Below are 15,397 nucleotides of genomic sequence, written 5' to 3'. Positions count from 1 at the left end.
CAGGGCGGTTCGTGTTTTCTGGCCTCTTCGCAAGAGGCGTGTTGTGATGGGGACGTCCACACGCTGTCGTTCGACGAAGAGGTTGATCGCAGATGGCAGGCAACCGAGGCGTTGCGTACATCGGGCCCGGCGAGGTCGAGGTCCAGGACATCGCCTACCCCAAGCTGGAACTGCAGGACGGCCCGGGTGTGCATCCCGACAACGTCGGCCGAAAATGCAACCACGGCGTCATTCTCAAGGTCGCCACGACGAACATCTGCGGCAGCGACCAGCACATGGTGCGCGGCCGCACCACCGCCCCGCCGAACCTGGTGCTCGGTCACGAGATCCTCGGCGAGGTGGCCGAGGTCGGGCCCGACGTGGAGTTCCTCAAGGTCGGTGACCTGGTCTCGACGCCGTTCAACATCGCCTGCGGACGCTGCCGCAACTGCAAGGAGGGCAAGACCGGGATCTGCCTGACGGTGAACCCGGCCCGTCCGGGGGCGGCCTACGGGTACGTCGACATGGGCGGTTGGGTCGGCGGTCAGGCCGAGTACGTGATGGTGCCGTACGCCGACTTCAACCTGCTGAAGTTCCCCGACAAGGACCAGGCGCTGGCCAAGCTCACCGATCTCACGATGCTCTCCGACATCTTCCCGACGGGTTACCACGGGGCGGTCTCCGCCGGCGTGAAACCGGGCTCCACGGTGTATATCGCGGGGGCCGGGCCGGTCGGGCTGGCCGCGGCCGTGGGGGCCCAGCTGCTCGGAGCGGCCGTGGTCATCGTGGGTGACCTGAACGCCGAGAGGCTCGCGCAGGCCAAGAGTTTCGGGTGCGAGACGGTCGACGTGTCGCAGGGCGACCCGAAAGACCAGATCGAGCAGATCCTCGGGGTGCCGGAGGTGGACGCGGGGGTGGACGCCGTGGGCTTCGAGGCCCGTGGTCACGGCGACGGCTCGGGGGCAGAAGCCCCGGCAACCGTGCTGAACTCGCTGATGGAGATCACCGCCGCCGGTGGGGCGCTGGGCATTCCGGGGCTCTACGTCACGGGTGACCCGGGTGGTGTCGACGAGGCCGCCAAGGTCGGGTCGCTGTCGCTCTCGCTGGGCACCGGCTGGGCCAAGTCGCTGTCGTTCGTGACCGGTCAGTGCCCGGTGATGAAGTACAACTACGGGCTCATGCGGGCGATCCTCCATGACAAGGTGCAGATCGCGAAAGCGGTCAATGCCGAGGTGATCTCGCTCGACGAGGCCCCACAGGGATACGCCGACTTCGACAAGGGCGCGCCGAAGAAGTACGTGATCGATCCGCACGGCATGGTTCAGGCCTGAGCTCCCGGGGTGGCCGTCTCCGTGGGGGCGGCCACCCCGGCTTATGGACGTTGCGGTACCACCGCGTCCACCATCGGCTTGGGTTTCTGGTCGGCTCAGGCGGGTCGGGCCGCGCCGGTCGGCTCCAGGACCACGATCGGGATCTCACGATCGGTGCGGGCCTGGTAGTCGTCGTAATCCGGCCAGGCGTCGGTCATCTCGGCCCACATGGCGGGTTTCTCGTCGGGCGTGGCCACCCGGGCGCGCACCGGCACGATCTGGTCTTTCACCTGGATCTGCGTGTCCGGGGTCGCCTTCAGGTTGAGTGACCAGGCGGGCGGGGCGTCGGCGCCGCCCTTCGACGCGACGACCAGGTAGGCCCCGTTCCAGGGCCGGTAGATCAGGGCGTGGGTGCGCTGTTCGCCGGACTTGTTGCCGATGCTGTCGAGCAGCAGGATCGTCGTGCCGTAGCGCCAGTCGTGCCCGTCGGCGCCCTTCGTCTCGCGGTAGCGCCGGATGTGCGCGGCGCCGTGCAGGTCGCGGGCGGTGCCGTTGGGGATCTCCTTCAGGGCCTCGACCACGGCCTTGGCGGTGCTGAGGCTGGACTGCGGGTTCTGGCCGGTGATCAGCTTGCCGTCCACCACGACCGTGTCGCTCCAGGCCGCACCGGTCTCCAGGGCGGCGCCCAGCTCTTTGAGGCGGGTCTCGAGGAACCACGGGTTGCGCTCGCCCAGGCCGCCGGTGTTCTCCTCCTCGTCGGTGAAGGCGGTGATCCGGCGGTCGGCGAAGGCGAAGCCGCCGTCGGTGGTGGTGGCGCTGAGAAGGGCCGCGGCGCCGTGGCAGAGGGTGGCCACGACCTGGTCTTTCGCCACCGCGCGGGTGAGGAGACGGCGCAGGTCGGGATCGTCGATCAGGTCGGTCATCGGGGCGTGGCCGCCCGGTACGTAGACGCCGTCGTAGTCCGGACCGGAGACCTCGGACAGCTTCTTCGGGTGCTCGAGCTCCTCGTCGATCGAGTCGAGGTAGGCGCGGAAGAGGGGCGTGTTCTCGTCACCCTCGGGCAGGCTGCCCGCATCCGGCACCGGGGCGCGGCCGCCGGGCGTCGCGATCTCGACCGCGATGCCGGCCTCGGTCAGGACCTGGTGCGACCGCACGACCTCCTCGGCCCAGTAACCGGTGGGGTGGGAGGTGCCGTCGGCCAACGTCAGGCTGTCGGCCGCGCTGAGCACCATGAGGATCTTGGCCACGGGTGTCGTCCTTCGCTCAGGGGAGTGATGATCAATTCGTACCGGCTACCGACCCGGATGCCATGTTCAGGATCGGCACATCCGCGACGCCCTGACTGCGTGACGCCCTGCCTACCGGTCTACCAGCGCAGCTCCCCGGCCGCCGCCGCAGTCCGCACTGCCCGCCCTGGCCGGAGCAGTACGGCCGGCTAGTCGGTCAGCGAGGTGCCCAGCGATCCGGATCAAAAGTGCTGGCGGCGAGAGCGTCGGTGCCGAGGGAGTTAGCATCGGGCGCGCCTGGGGTGAGGGCGTCGGGCTCGAGCTGCTCGGCGGCGGGGTCTGGCCGGTGCCGGGGGTCGGCTCTCCCGGGGCGGAGATCTCTTCCGGCCGAACGATTGTCCGACTCGTCAGGCAGCCGGGCGGCGCCGACGATGAGCTCGTCGGCGGTGAGCGGGCGGGGACTGGACTCGAGCGGGGTCAGCGCCGTGAGGTCGTGGTCGACGAGGTCGAGTTCCTGCATCTTGCGGGCGGTGACGAAGACCCGGCGCTCGAGGGTGCCGACCAGGGCGTTGTAGTCCTCGACGACGCGGTGCAGGTCGCGGCCGAGTTTGCCGGCGTGCTCCCCGAGACCGGACAGGCGGCGGTAGAGCTCGGTGCCGATCTCGAGCAGGTGCCGGGCGTTGCCGCTGACCGCCTCGGACTGCCAGGTCAGGGCCACCGTGCGGAGCAGGGCCAGCAACGTGGTGGGCGTGGCCAGCACCACGCGGCGGGCCATCGCGTGCTCGAGCAGACTCGGGTCGGCGGTGCAGGCGGCCGCCAGGAACGCCTCGCCCGGCACGAAACAGACCACCAGCTGCGGGGTCGGCTGGAACGCGGTCCAGTACTCCTTCGCGGCCAGGGCGTCGACGTGTGCCCGTAGGGCCTTGGCGTGCGCTCCCGCCGCGGCGCTCAGAGCGGCCTCACCCTTCTCGCTGGCCTCGAGGAATGCGGCCAGCGGGGCTTTGGCATCAACCACGACGTACTTGCCGCCGGGCAGGTTGACCAGAAGGTCGGGCCGGACGCCGTTGCCGTCGGGCGTGGTGCCGGAGGCCTGGGTGACGAAGTCGACGCGCGGCAGCATGCCGGCGTGCTCGACCACCCGGCGCAGCTGCACCTCGCCCCAGGCACCGCGAGATGTGGGGGAGCGCAGCGCCCCGGCCAGGGCGGCCGTCTGCGCGCGCAGCGACTCGCCGGAGGCGTGCACCGCGGTCAGGTGCTCGTCGAGACGGGAGAACTGCTCCACCCGGTCGCGCTCGAGCGTGGCCACCTGTTTCTCGACCCGCTGCAACGTCGCGGCCAACGGGGACAGCGTGGCGACCAGCTCGTGATCCTGCCCGGCCGCGGCCTCGAGGTCGGTGATGCGCTCGCGCAGCAGGTCGCGCTCGGCCTCGAGGGAGGCCTGCCGGGAGCGCATCAGGGGCGCGAAGACCGCCCGCGCGCCGAACGCCGCCAGTGCCAGGCCCAGGACCAGGCCGAGCAGGAATCCCACCGCGGTTGTCATGAGGGCCACGATGCCAGGCGCCACCGACAATTTCGGACCAGGTCCCGGGGGTGTCGTCCCCGGGACGGGTGACATTTCGGCGGGCCGCGCCGACGGTCGTCTTCTTCGTAGTCGGGCGGGATCGTGATGTTTTCGATTAACGATAATCGAAAACATCGGCGTGCGAATCGCGGAGCTCGTAGATGTGGAGATAGGTCGGGCACTGCGGCAGTTGAAGAGGTGGGGGCACCTCGGGCGACGTGTTGCTGAGGGACGCGTGATTTGAGGGTGGACGGCATCAGGCGGGGTGGTGAGGCGGGGTGGTGAGGCGGGGTGGTGAGGCGGGGTGGTGAGGCGGGGTGGTGAGGCGGGGTGGTGAGGCGGGGTGGTGAGGCGGGGTGGTGAGGCGGGGTGGTGAGGCGGGGTGGTGAGGCGGGGTGGTGAGGCGGGGTGGTGAGGCGGGGTGGTGAGGCGGGGTGGTGAGGCGGGGTGGTGAGGCGGGGTGGTGAGGCGGGGTGGTGAGGCGGGGTGGTGAGGCGGGGTGGTGAGGCGGGGTGGTGAGGCGGGGTGGTGAGGCGGGGTGGTGAGGCGGGGTGGTGAGGCGGGGTGGCAGGAGCCCCGCCGGGGGAGTCGTCTGGGGACGTGGGATCGAAGCTGGACGGCATGGCTGCGGTGGGGTGGGTGGTCTGGGGAAGGTGGAGCGGCCGGGGCGAGCGGAGCGGCGGGGTGAGCGGAGCGGCCGGGGTGAGCGGAGCGGCCGGGGTGAGGTGGGAATCAGAGGGGCGGGGAGCGGTGGTTTCCGGGACCCGCGGACTGACTGGTGGTCGTGTGCGATCGGTGCGTCGCGCGTCACTCATTGGTGCCAGAGGCGGGCGGCGGGGCGGGTGGGGGAGGCGACCGGCACGTCCGCAATTCGGGACCGGGAGCTGTGGCCAGTAACCTTGCCCCGTGGCACTCACCATCGGCATCGTCGGTCTCCCGAACGTCGGCAAGTCGACGCTCTTCAACGCGCTCACCAAGGCGGAGGTTCTCGCGGCGAACTACCCGTTCGCCACGATCGAGCCCAACGTCGGTGTCGTCCCGCTTCCCGACGAGCGGCTCGGCAAGCTGGCCGGGGTGTTCGGCAGCGAGCGGCTGGTGCCGGCCACGGTGTCGTTCGTCGACATCGCGGGCATCGTGAAGGGCGCCAGCGAGGGTGAGGGGCTGGGCAACAAGTTCCTGGCCAACATCCGCGAGGCTGACGCGATCTGCCAGGTGGTGCGGGCGTTCGTCGACGACGACGTCATCCACGTCGCGGGCCGGGTCGACCCCGCCGACGACATCGAGGTCATCCACACCGAGCTGATGCTGGCCGACCTGCAGACGCTCGAGAAGGCTGTCCCCCGCCTCGAGAAGGAGGTCAAGGGCAAGAAGGCCGACAAGGCCGTGCTCGACGCCGCCGTGGCCGCGCAGAAACTGCTCGAGGCCGGCACCACGCTGGCCCAGGGCGCCGCGAAGGCCGGCATTGAGATGGAGCACCTGCGCGAGCTCAGCCTGATGACGAGCAAGCCCTTCATCTACGTGTTCAACGTCGACGAAGACGGCCTGTCCGACGAGAAGCTGCACGCGAGGATGCGCGAGCTGGTGGCCCCGGCCGACGCGATCTTCCTCAACGCCAAGCTGGAGTCCGAGCTGATCGAGCTCGAGGAGGAAGAGGCCGCCGAGCTCCTCTCCAGCGTCGGCCAGGAGGAGTCCGGCATGGACCAGCTGGCCAAGGTCGGCTTCCACACGCTGGGCCTGCAGACCTACCTGACGGCCGGCCCGAAGGAGTCCCGCGCCTGGACGATCCACCAGGGCTGGACCGCCCCGCAGGCCGCCGGTGTCATCCACACCGACTTCCAGCGCGGGTTCATCAAGGCCGAGATCGTGGGCTTCGACGACCTGATGGACGCCGGCTCGATGGCCGAGGCGAAGTCCAAGGGCAAGGTGCGCATGGAGGGCAAGGACTACGTCATGCAGGACGGCGACGTGGTCGAGTTCCGCTTCAACGTGTAGCGCCACTGCCGGAAAACGGCAGGCGCCGTCCGGGAACTGTCTGTCTGGTGCGGGTCAAGCACGTGGTGCACGCCGTCGGGCCGCGGTTCGGGGTCGACGAGCCGGCGGACGAGCTGCTCGCCGCCGCCTACGCCTCGAGTCTGCGTCGGTGCGAGGAGGTGGGTGCGACGAGCGTGGCCTTCCCCGCCCTCTCGACGGGCGCCTACGGCTACCCGTTGCTGGAGGCCTGCCGGATCAGCGTCCAGGCCCTGCGCGCCGCCGAGACCTCGGTGAACCGTTGCCTGCTCTACGCTTTCGATGTCAAGACCCGGAGGTTCTGGGTACGTGCGCTGAGCTGACGCTGTGTGGCGCGATCGGGCCGCGTGCACAGCGGGAGCGCTCAGCCGGCTGAGCGGTACGCCTTGCCCGGCGCCGTCAGTGTACCGCCCGGGCGGTACAGGCCGGTCTCGTCCTGCCCGTTCTTCGAGGTCGGGAAGGCGAACCAGGAGTAGTGCTCGACGTAGTCGAGGCTCTCGAGCATCTTCGTCGACTTCTCCACGAACTCGGCCTGGTTCGCCGCACTCGGGAACTTCTGCGCCCCCGCCGCGAAGTTCATCAGCGAGTACTCCGTCAGCCAGATCGGCTTGCCGTACTTCTTGTGCGTCGCCTCGATGTACGACTTGAGCTGCGCCGTGGCGTTGGTGCTGTTGAAGTCCGAGCCGTACCAGTGCAGCGTGATGAAGTCGACGGAAGACCCGGCCCCGTCCATGAACCGGTCGAGCCACTCGCCGTCGGCGTCGGCGCCCCAGGCCACTGCCGGGCTGCCCAGTCGCATGCCGGTCTTCTCGAGCTGCGGCCACAGTTCCAGCGCCTTCTCGACCGACATGTTCGACTGCTCACCCAGGTCGGGCTCGTTGAAACCGAGCAGCGTGTCACCGTTCTTCTTCACCGTGGCGAGGTTGGCCGCCGTCACCGAGTCGGCACCCCAGATCATCGGCACGAACTCGACACCGGCCGGCGCCTGAACGCCCTGCGGGTCGGGTGCCCAGTTGTAGAACCAGCTCACGCCGGAATCCTTCAGCGACGCGGTGATGCCGTCCTGGTTCCACAGCGCCGCGCCCTTCTTCGCCGACGAGGTCGCCGGGGCAGCGGGAGGCGTCGTCGAAGATCCGGAACCCGAGCCGGGTTTCGGGGTGGGGCTCGCCGTCGGCCTCGCCGCTTCACGGGCCTTCGCGATGCGGGCCTTCAGTGCCTTCGCCTGCCGCCGGGCCTCGGCCGCCTTCTCTTTCAGCGCCCGGCTGTTCGAGGGGCTGATGGTGGACGTGGTGGTCGCCGTGCTGGGCGAGGTCACCGGAACGTCGGTGGAGACCAGGGCGGCCGAGGCGGCATTCGCGTTCGACGACCGCGACCGCAGACCCAGGTAGCCGAGTCCGGCGACGACCAGGGTGATGGCGGCGATGATTCCGACGAGGCGCTGATGGCGGCGAGTCACGTCCGTGAGCCTAGGAGCGCTCGTCCTAAGCCCGATGAGCCAAAAGACCTAACAGCTCGTCAAACCCGTTCCATCTCCTTGAAACCGGAACTCGACCGGGGAACGTCCGGCGCCTCAAAGGGCCGGAGACTCCCCGGTCGTGCTGCGGGTCGGGCAGTATGTGATCAGTGCGCCGAGTACCCGCCGTCCACCAGGTGGTAGCTGCCCGTGATGAAGCTCGCCGCGTCGGACGCCAGGAAGGCGACGAGCGCCGCGACCTCCTCCGGCGTGCCGAGACGGTTCAGGGCGTGCTGGCCGGCCAGGAACGACTGGGCGTCGGCGTCGAGCGTGGCGTCGACCAGCGGGGTGTGGATGAAACCGGGGCCGACCGCGTTCACGCGCACACCCTGGGCCGAGTGCTCGAGGGCGGCGTTCTTGGTCAGGCCGAGCAGCGCGTGCTTGGTGGTGACGTAGGCCGAGCTGTTGGCGATACCGACCGAGGCCAGCACCGACGCCATGTTGATCACAGAGCCGCCGCCGTTCGCGATCATCGCCGGGATCTGCTCGTGCACACCGTAGAAGACGGCGTTGAGGTTGACCTCGACGACCTTCTTCCACTTCTCGACGTCGTACTCGGCGATCGGGGCGGCCGGGCCACCGATACCGGCGTTGTTGACCGCGATCTTCAGCGGGGCCAGCGCGTTCGCGGCCTCGACCAGCGCCTTGTGCACGGCGATGTCACTGACGTCGCCGACCACGGCCTGGGCGGCGCCACCGGCGGAGATGATCTCCTTGACCACGACGTCCGCGCTCTCGGCGCTGATGTCGGACACGATGACACTGGCACCGTTGGCGCCCAGCAGGTGGGCGACGGCCCGCCCGATGCCCGAACCGGCACCGGTGACGATCGCCGAGCGGCCTGCTACGTCGTACGTGGCCATGATGTTCTCCGTCCTGAGTGGCTCAGGGCGGACGACCCGTGGTGGGGAGTCCGTCCGCCCCTTGCAATCTGTTCTGTTGACATCAAGATAACCGACGACTGTCGGATACGTATTCCGGGAGGGTTCACGAATGGACGCACGGCAACGCCGTAGCCGTGAGCGGTTGCATCAGGCCGTGCTCCGGCTGGCCGAGGAGCGGCCGGTCACGCAGGTCAGCGTGTCCGAGCTGGCCAGGGAGGCCGGCGTGCACCGGTCGACCTTCTACGAACACGCCTCGTCACCCGACGACCTGCTGCGTCAGGCCCTGCTGGCGGACCTCGACCAGCTACGGGAGGAGATGATCGCCGACACCACCCGGGACCTGGCCGACGTGGTCAACCAGGTCACGATGGGGGTGATGCGGCACATCGAGCGCAACATCCCGATCTACCGGCGCGACCTCGCCTACACCTCGGAGGTGGGTCTGCGCTCGATGCTCGGGGCGCACTTCCTGGAGTCGGGGCGGCTGCTGCTGGAGCTGGCCCGCAAGCGCGTCGAGGTGCCGGTCGACGGCATCCCCGACGAGGTGGCGGCCGACATCGCGGCCCGCATGGTCGCCGACGGCACGGTCGGGGCGATCGCCGGCTGGCTGGAACGCCCCGAACTCGGCATCGACGACTTCATGCGGATCTACCGCGAGATGGTCCCGCAGTGGTGGCCCCTGAACGGGGCGCCCCAGGGCTGAGAAGTGCATGCCGACGGGGGACGAGCCGGTCTCACCTCGAGCGGGTGGACCGGTCTCACGCGAAGCGGCGGGCGAGCTCCTCGAGCTTGTCGCGTCGCGTCGTCCGCTCGGCGTCGGTGACGTCGGGCAGGTTGGTCTTGCCCGGCAGGCGCCCGACCGCGCCGTCGATCAGTTCCCGCACGATGTCGGCGTGGCCCGCGTGCCGGCCGGTCTCGTAGATCATGTGCACGATGATCTGCTCGAGCGTGACCGTGTTGTGTCCGGCCTGCCACCAGGAAACCGTGCCGGTCGCGTCGAGGGGGAGCGCCGCGATCGTGGCGTCGGAGTGCGCGCGCACCCGGCGGTAGAGGTCGAAGAACTGCTCCGGCGTCTCGTCGGCCGTGGCGTAGAAGTCGCCGTCGGGCTCGGCGTCGTCCTCGAGCCAGGGGAACGGCTCGTCGGCGAACGGCCGCCCGAACACCGATCCCAGGTACCCGGCCTCCACGCTGGCCACGTGCTTCAGGATGCCGAGCAGGTTCGTGCCGGTGGGCACGACCGGACGCCGCAGGTCGTACTCGCTCAGCCCCTCGAGCTTCCAGACCAGAGCGTCACGCGTCTCGTCGAGGTACTCCTGGAGTTTGCTCTTCATGTCCCGGGTCATGGGAATCATCGTGGCACTTCCGGAACCGGGTTGTTAGCGTGCTCGCTCATGCAGCGACGTGAGCATCGGGTCCCGGTCACGCCGGACTACGAATTGTGGGTCGAGGAACGCGGTTCGGGCACACCGCTCGTGCTGGTGATGGGCGCGAACGCCAGCGGCGCGGCCTGGCCCGACGGGCTGGTCGACGCCCTCGCCGCCGAGCACCGGGTGATCCGGTTCGACCACCGTGACACCGGCCGCTCCACCTGGGCTTTCGACGAGCATCCGTACGCCCTCACCGATCTGGCCTCCGACGTGGTGGCCGTGCTGGACGCGCTCGGGGTCGCGAAGGCACACGTCGTGGGCATGTCGCTGGGCGGCACGCTGGTGCAGCTGCTGCTGCTCGATCATCCGGAGAGACTTTTCAGCGCAACAGTTCTCGCGACCGCCGCGCTCGACGCCTGGCAGGTCGAGGGGATGCCGGGCCCGTCGCCGCAGCTGCTCGACCTCTGGGAACACCTCAGCGACGAGCGTGACGCGCGGCAGGAGATGGCTTTTCGGGTCGAGCACTGGCGTCTGCTCAACGGTCCGGTGATCCCGTTCGACGACGACGAGTTCCGGCGTCAGGAGCAGGTCGTGATCGAGCACACCGGTCACGACGGCTCGTCGACCGCTCACGCCCGGGCGTCCCAGGACGGTCTCGATCGCGGCGCCGAACTGGCCGCGGTGACGGTGCCCACGCTCGTGCTGGAGGCGCCGGCCGATCCGATCAACCCGCCGCCGCACGCCGAGCACATCGCCCGGGTGATCGGAAACGCCCGGCTGGTGAGCATTCCCGGGATGGGGCACGCCCTGCCGTCGGCGGTGCACGCGCCCCTGGCGGCGGCGGTGCTGGAGTTCACTTCTTCGGTGCCCACCAACGATTGAGGACGCGTGGGGGCACCGGGCCCCCACGCGTCCTCAATGGTGTTTGTTCAGCTCTCGATCGAACTCGGCCGATGTCGGCCGATCTCAGCCGACGTGGACCATGTCGCCGGCGGAGAGGTCCTTGCTGCGGGCGTTGACCATGAGCAGCACGGCGACCGTGGCGGTGGCGATGAACGCCGAGCCCACCCAGAAGGCCACGTGGTACCCGTGGATCGCGGCCTCGGCCGGGTTGCCACCGGCCGCGTTGTCGACCATCCAGTTGGTGACGGCGCTCGCGAAGAGCGTGTTCAGCAGCGCCGTTCCGAGCGCGCCACCGATCTGCTGGCTGGTGTTGAGCATGGCGCTGGCGACACCGGCGTCGTGCTCCTCGACCTTGGTCAGCGCCAGGCTGGCCGAGACCACGAAGAACAGGCCCATGCCCAGGCTGATCAGGACCTCGGCGGGCAGGATCAGCGTGAGCCAGCTGCTGTCGAGCTCGATGCGGGTGAGCAGCGCCAGACCGGCCGTTGCCAGCACACCGCCGACGACGAGCAGGATCCGTGGGTTGACCTTCGGCATCAGGCTGCTGGCCACGGTGGCGGACACGATGATGCCGGCGCTGAAGGGCAGGAACGCGAAGCCGGACTTGACCGCGCTGTAGCCCAGGTTCTGCTGGAAGTAGTAGGCCAGGAACAGGAACATGGCGAACAGGCCGGCCCCGATGAGCAGGGAGGACAGGTACGCGGCACCCCGGTTGCGGTCGAGCACGACGCGCAGCGGCAGGAGCGGGTGGTGCGTGCGGGTCTCCCAGACCACGAAGCCGATCAGCAGCACGGCCGCGGCGACGAGCCAGGTGATCGTGCTGGTGTCGGTCCAGCCGTCGGTGGCCTCGGCGGCCTGGGTGAAGCCGTAGACCAGGGCGGCCAGGCCACCGCTGACCAGGACAGCGCCGGGGATGTCGTAACGGGTGTCGCCGTGGGCCTTGCTCTCACGCACCACGCCGACGGCGGCGACCGCGGCGAGGATCGCGATCGGCACGTTGACGAAGAGGCACCAGCGCCAGCTCACGTACTCGGTGAGCACGCCGCCGAGGATCAGGCCGATGGCCGCGCCACCGCCGGAGATCGCACCGTAGACACCGAACGCGCGGGCGCGTTCCTTGGCGTCGGTGAAGCCCACCTGCAGCAGCGAAAGGGCGGCCGGGGCCAGGAGAGCCGCGAAGACACCCTGCAGCGCGCGGGCGCCGAAGAGCATCACGTCGTTGGTGGCGGCGCCGCCCAGGGCCGAGGCGAGGGCGAAGCCGATCAGGCCGATCAGGAAGATGCGCTTGCGACCGGTGTAGTCGGCGATGCGCCCACCGAGCAGCAGCAGACCGCCGAAGGCCAGCGTGTAGGCGGTGACGACCCACTGGCGGTTGGCGTCGCTGATGCCGAGGTCGGCCTGGGCCGAGGGCAGGGCGATGTTCACGATGGACGCGTCGAGCACGACCATCAGCTGGGCGATGGCAATGATCCCGAGGGCCCACCACCGGCGGGGATCGGGGGCGTTGTCGACCTCGGCGGAGGTGTCGACGCTCTGTACAGACGCCATGAAGGGTCCTGTTCGTGACTAAGGGAAGTTTTGGGTCTCCGCGAGCAGGGGCTCGGAATAAGCGGAGAGGTGCCTCAACTTTGAGGACGAGGTAGACAATAGTCGGTAAGTGGAGAGGCGTGTCAACTTAGAAATGAACTCTCCACTTAGCTCGCCCGAAGAGGCGACGGCGGATACACTTGCCCTCGTGGGCGCCGACCGTGCACAGAACTGCCGGCCGCTGCGGAAAGATGCGGAGCGCAACCGGCAGCGGATCCTTGATGCTGCCCGCACGCTCGTTGCAGCGCAGGGTCTTTCGGTGAGTCACGACCAGCTGGCCGTGGCCGCCGATGTCGCGGTGGGCACGGTCTACCGGCGTTTCCCCGACAAGGACTCGCTGCTCGAGGCTCTCTTCGCCGACGAGATCGACCAGGTCGTGTGCATCGCTCAGGCCTCGCTCGAGGTCGCCGACCCGTGGAAGGCCCTCGTCGGGTTCGTCACCCGGTCGCTCGAGCTGCAGGCCGGCAACCGGGGGCTCAAAGAGTTCCTGATGCACAACGTGACCAGTGACAGCATGTCCGACTGCCGGGCCCGCATCATCCCGGTGATCGACCAGATCGTGGCCCGGGCGCACCGGGCCAACGTCATCCGGTCCGGCATCACCTCCTACGACCTGGGCATGATCCCGCTCATGGTCGGCCCGGTGATGGACGGGTGCCGCGCCGTGCAGCCCGACCTGTGGCGCCGCTCGCTCGACATCGTGCTCGAGGGGCTGCGCTCCTGCCCCGACCGCGACCAGTTGCCCGAGGCCCAGCTCGACGCCGACGAGTTCCTCGAGGTCATGCGCTGCGCCCACACCGCTTCCGGTCGTCAGGCGGCCCCGGCCAAACGCTAGGACGGGGCCTGGGCGCGGATGTGCTTCTGCGCCCGCCGTTCTGGGCGGGAGTGGGGGCGTCGTGATGTGATGCGGTGCCAGGTTGCCCGGCCTGGAGTGCCTCCTTCCCCGGCGCCCGGCGCATCCTGCGGCCGGTGCCTCTCCCGCACATCCGGGTCTTTCCGGCCGGCCCTCCCACTGCTCTGCTGCTGCCGGGCCTGGCCTCCCACGATCAGGGGATGCCGGTCTCTCGTGATCGCGACGGGAACGGGGCGACGGCAGGGGCCGGGCGGGGGATGATCGGGAAAACAGGTCGCCGACTGAGGGAGTGCGTCGTGGGGGAGCGTCGGCCGGTGGCGTCACTGGTGCTGAACGTGGATGCGCTCGGGTGCCTGGTGGGTGCGGCGTCGGTGGCGAGTGCGCCGTCGGTGTACCGGCTGGTCGACCCGTCCGGGCGGTCGCGGCCCCTCGTGACCGGGGCGCTCGTGGCCAGTTCGGTGCTGCTGCGTTCGGCGGCCGGGCGCCCGACCCGTAGGGCGCTGGGCCGGAGCGCGGCGGTGAATGCCGTGTGGGTGCTGGCCGCGTCCGTCGCGCTCACGAAACAGCAGACGCCACAGGGACGTTCGCTCGTCGCCGCGACGGCGGTGCTCGACGCGGCGATGGGCGTGATCCAGTGGCGGCTGCGCGCTACCACCTGACGAGGTGCTGCCGGGTGACGTAGGTCTACCTCGCGACGAAGGCCTTCAGACCGGTGAGCAGCCGGTCGACGTCGTCGTCGTTGTTGTAGGGGGACAGGCCGATCCGCAGGCCGCCGGCCGGGCCCAGGCCGAGCCGGCGCGCCGTCTCGTAGGCGTAGAACGAGCCGGCCGGGGCATAGACACCGAGGTCGGCGAGGAACGGGTAGGCGTCCGCGGCCTCGTGCTCGGCGAAGGTGATGAGCATCGTCGGGGTGCGGTTGGCGGCCCGTGACCACAGCGTGAGCCCGCTGACGTCGGCCAGGGTGACCAGGGCGTCCTCAATTCGGGCCCGCAAACGATCTTCGTGCGCCGTGATCGCGCGGAGCGACGAGATCAGCTGCTGCCGGCGGCCGGTCTCGGAACCGGGGGCGATGCCCGCGATGAAGTCGATGGCGGCGGTGACCCCCGCCATCAGCTCGTAGGGCAGCGTGCCCAGCTCGAACCGCTCGGGCACGTTGTTGCCGGAGGGCACCAGCTTGTCGGGCTGCAGCTCGGCCAGCAGTTCGGGGGCGGCCGCGATCACGCCACTGTGCGGGCCGAAGAACTTGTAGGGGGAGCAGGCCAGGAAGTCCGCGCCGAACTCGGTCAGCGACACCGGCGCGTGGGCGGTGAGGTGCACGGCGTCGACGAAGAAGAGGGCACCGGCCTCGTGCGCCGCGTCGGCGATGAGCCGGAGCGCTGGTTTGGTGCCGATCAGATTGGACGCGCCGGTCACCGCGACGAGGCGTGTGCGGTCGGTGAGCTGGGCGCGGACGTCGTCGAGCTCACCGGTGGCCGGGTCGAAGTCGATCCAGCGGACGGTCGCACCCGCCGACTGCGCCGCGATCACCCAGGGACGCACGTTCGCGTCGTGGTCGAGGCGGGTGACGACGACCTCGTCGCCCGCACGCCAGGTCTTGGCCAGGGTGCGCGAGAGGTCGAAGGTCAGCTGGGTCATGCTGCGCCCGAAGATCACGCCGCCCGGATCAGCGTCGAGCAGGTCGGCCAGGGCCCGCCGGGCCTGGACGACGACCTCTTCGGCGCGGCGCTCGGCGGCGGTGACCGTGTTCCGGTTGGAGATGTCCGACAGCATGGTGGCGCGCACGGCGTCACCGACCACGTCGGCGGTCTGGGTGCCCCCGGCGCCGTCGAAGTGCGCGGCGCCCTCGGCCAGGGCGGGGAAGTGGGACCGGAGCTTCTCGACGTTCATCAGATCGACCATTTCCGCTCGATACGGTCCCGGATAGAACGGTGACCGATGTGCCAGCCCTTGGAGTCCTCGCAGTAGAACGTGTCCATCGCGCCCGGCTCCAGCCCTTCCTTGAGCTCGACGTTCTTGGCGGCGACGGAGGCCACGGCGGAGCTCGGGTAGATGTTCTTGCTGTGCACCGGGCAGCGGTCGGGCGCGTGACGCACGGCATGCCATCTCCTGCCCATGCGCGTCGCCTCCTACGTCAGCACACCCGGGTGATCATCCGTTCAACCGTACCTGTCGAAGGCCCCGGTCGCCCCGCCGGGCGGACGGGCTAC

14 protein-coding genes and 2 pseudogenes are annotated in these 15,397 nt (G+C 69.6%); 7 read left to right on the top strand and 9 right to left on the bottom strand.

Features of this window, described 5'->3' with window-relative positions; translation table 11 throughout:
• The first annotated feature begins 92 nt into the window (after window positions 1-92).
• Window positions 93-1,310: a formaldehyde dehydrogenase, glutathione-independent gene (gene fdhA, locus J2S57_RS06415; protein WP_307239398.1), complete on the top strand. Its 1,218-nt coding sequence runs from the start codon at window positions 93-95 to the stop codon at window positions 1,308-1,310.
• 95 nt (window positions 1,311-1,405) lie between these two features.
• Here the strand turns inward: fdhA and J2S57_RS35300 are convergent.
• The 3 genes and pseudogenes from J2S57_RS35300 to J2S57_RS06405 all read right to left on the bottom strand — a co-directional run.
• A pseudogene (locus J2S57_RS35300) lies at window positions 1,406-1,798 on the bottom strand (nitroreductase family deazaflavin-dependent oxidoreductase); the annotation flags it as partial.
• 57 nt (window positions 1,799-1,855) lie between these two features.
• A pseudogene (locus J2S57_RS35295) lies at window positions 1,856-2,536 on the bottom strand (type 1 glutamine amidotransferase domain-containing protein); the annotation flags it as partial.
• Window positions 2,537-2,732: 196 nt separating this feature from the next.
• Complete coding sequence (locus J2S57_RS06405) at window positions 2,733-4,055, bottom strand: DNA recombination protein RmuC (RefSeq protein WP_307239394.1); 1,323 nt, start codon at window positions 4,053-4,055, stop codon at window positions 2,733-2,735.
• A gap of 927 nt (window positions 4,056-4,982) precedes the next feature.
• On the opposite strand from J2S57_RS06405, the gene ychF reads away from it, so the two are divergent.
• The gene (gene ychF / locus J2S57_RS06400; protein ID WP_307239392.1) at window positions 4,983-6,068 is read left to right on the top strand and encodes a redox-regulated ATPase YchF; all 1,086 of its coding nucleotides are present in this window, start codon (window positions 4,983-4,985) and stop codon (window positions 6,066-6,068) included.
• Window positions 6,069-6,115: 47 nt separating this feature from the next.
• Window positions 6,116-6,406 (top strand): macro domain-containing protein, encoded by a 291-nt coding sequence (locus tag J2S57_RS06395; RefSeq protein ID WP_307239390.1) that lies wholly within the window; start codon window positions 6,116-6,118, stop codon window positions 6,404-6,406.
• Between the two features lie 41 nt (window positions 6,407-6,447).
• On the opposite strand, the gene J2S57_RS06390 is transcribed toward J2S57_RS06395, so the two are convergent.
• Together J2S57_RS06390 and J2S57_RS06385 are read right to left on the bottom strand one after the other, a co-directional pair.
• Complete coding sequence (locus tag J2S57_RS06390) at window positions 6,448-7,539, bottom strand: glycoside hydrolase family protein (protein WP_307239388.1); 1,092 nt, start codon at window positions 7,537-7,539, stop codon at window positions 6,448-6,450.
• Between the two features lie 164 nt (window positions 7,540-7,703).
• A complete protein-coding gene (locus J2S57_RS06385; RefSeq protein ID WP_307239386.1) occupies window positions 7,704-8,459 on the bottom strand; it encodes an SDR family NAD(P)-dependent oxidoreductase in 756 nt (251 codons plus the stop codon).
• Between the two features lie 130 nt (window positions 8,460-8,589).
• Between J2S57_RS06385 and J2S57_RS06380 the strand changes: the two genes are divergently transcribed.
• Complete coding sequence (locus J2S57_RS06380) at window positions 8,590-9,183, top strand: TetR/AcrR family transcriptional regulator (protein WP_307239383.1); 594 nt, start codon at window positions 8,590-8,592, stop codon at window positions 9,181-9,183.
• A gap of 55 nt (window positions 9,184-9,238) precedes the next feature.
• On the opposite strand, the gene J2S57_RS06375 is transcribed toward J2S57_RS06380, so the two are convergent.
• A complete protein-coding gene (locus tag J2S57_RS06375) occupies window positions 9,239-9,823 on the bottom strand; it encodes a DinB family protein (RefSeq protein ID WP_307239382.1) in 585 nt (194 codons plus the stop codon).
• A gap of 48 nt (window positions 9,824-9,871) precedes the next feature.
• On the opposite strand from J2S57_RS06375, the gene J2S57_RS06370 reads away from it, so the two are divergent.
• On the top strand, window positions 9,872-10,729 hold the full coding sequence (locus tag J2S57_RS06370) for an alpha/beta fold hydrolase (protein WP_307239380.1): 858 nt from the start codon (window positions 9,872-9,874) through the stop codon (window positions 10,727-10,729).
• Window positions 10,730-10,813: 84 nt separating this feature from the next.
• Here the strand turns inward: J2S57_RS06370 and J2S57_RS06365 are convergent, their stop codons facing one another.
• On the bottom strand, window positions 10,814-12,298 hold the full coding sequence (locus J2S57_RS06365; RefSeq protein WP_307239378.1) for an MFS transporter: 1,485 nt from the start codon (window positions 12,296-12,298) through the stop codon (window positions 10,814-10,816).
• 133 nt (window positions 12,299-12,431) lie between these two features.
• On the opposite strand from J2S57_RS06365, the gene J2S57_RS06360 reads away from it, so the two are divergent.
• Window positions 12,432-13,172 carry a TetR/AcrR family transcriptional regulator gene (locus J2S57_RS06360; RefSeq protein ID WP_307239376.1) on the top strand — a complete coding sequence of 247 codons (741 nt, stop codon included), beginning with the start codon at window positions 12,432-12,434 and terminating at the stop codon, window positions 13,170-13,172.
• A gap of 314 nt (window positions 13,173-13,486) precedes the next feature.
• On the top strand, window positions 13,487-13,849 hold the full coding sequence (locus tag J2S57_RS06355; RefSeq protein ID WP_307239374.1) for a hypothetical protein: 363 nt from the start codon (window positions 13,487-13,489) through the stop codon (window positions 13,847-13,849).
• A gap of 25 nt (window positions 13,850-13,874) precedes the next feature.
• Here the strand turns inward: J2S57_RS06355 and J2S57_RS06350 are convergent, their stop codons facing one another.
• On the bottom strand, window positions 13,875-15,089 hold the full coding sequence (locus J2S57_RS06350) for a cysteine desulfurase-like protein (protein WP_307239372.1): 1,215 nt from the start codon (window positions 15,087-15,089) through the stop codon (window positions 13,875-13,877).
• A complete protein-coding gene (locus J2S57_RS06345; protein ID WP_307239369.1) occupies window positions 15,077-15,304 on the bottom strand; it encodes a hypothetical protein in 228 nt (75 codons plus the stop codon). Before J2S57_RS06345 ends, J2S57_RS06350 begins: the two co-directional genes overlap by 13 nt.
• Window positions 15,305-15,397 lie beyond the last annotated feature (93 nt).

It is taken from the genome of Kineosporia succinea, assembly GCF_030811555.1.
In the GTDB taxonomy this organism is placed as follows: Bacteria; Actinomycetota; Actinomycetes; order Actinomycetales; family Kineosporiaceae; genus Kineosporia; species Kineosporia succinea.
The sequence above is the reverse complement of the archived record's forward strand: the minus strand, read 5'-3'. Positions and strand labels throughout refer to the sequence as shown.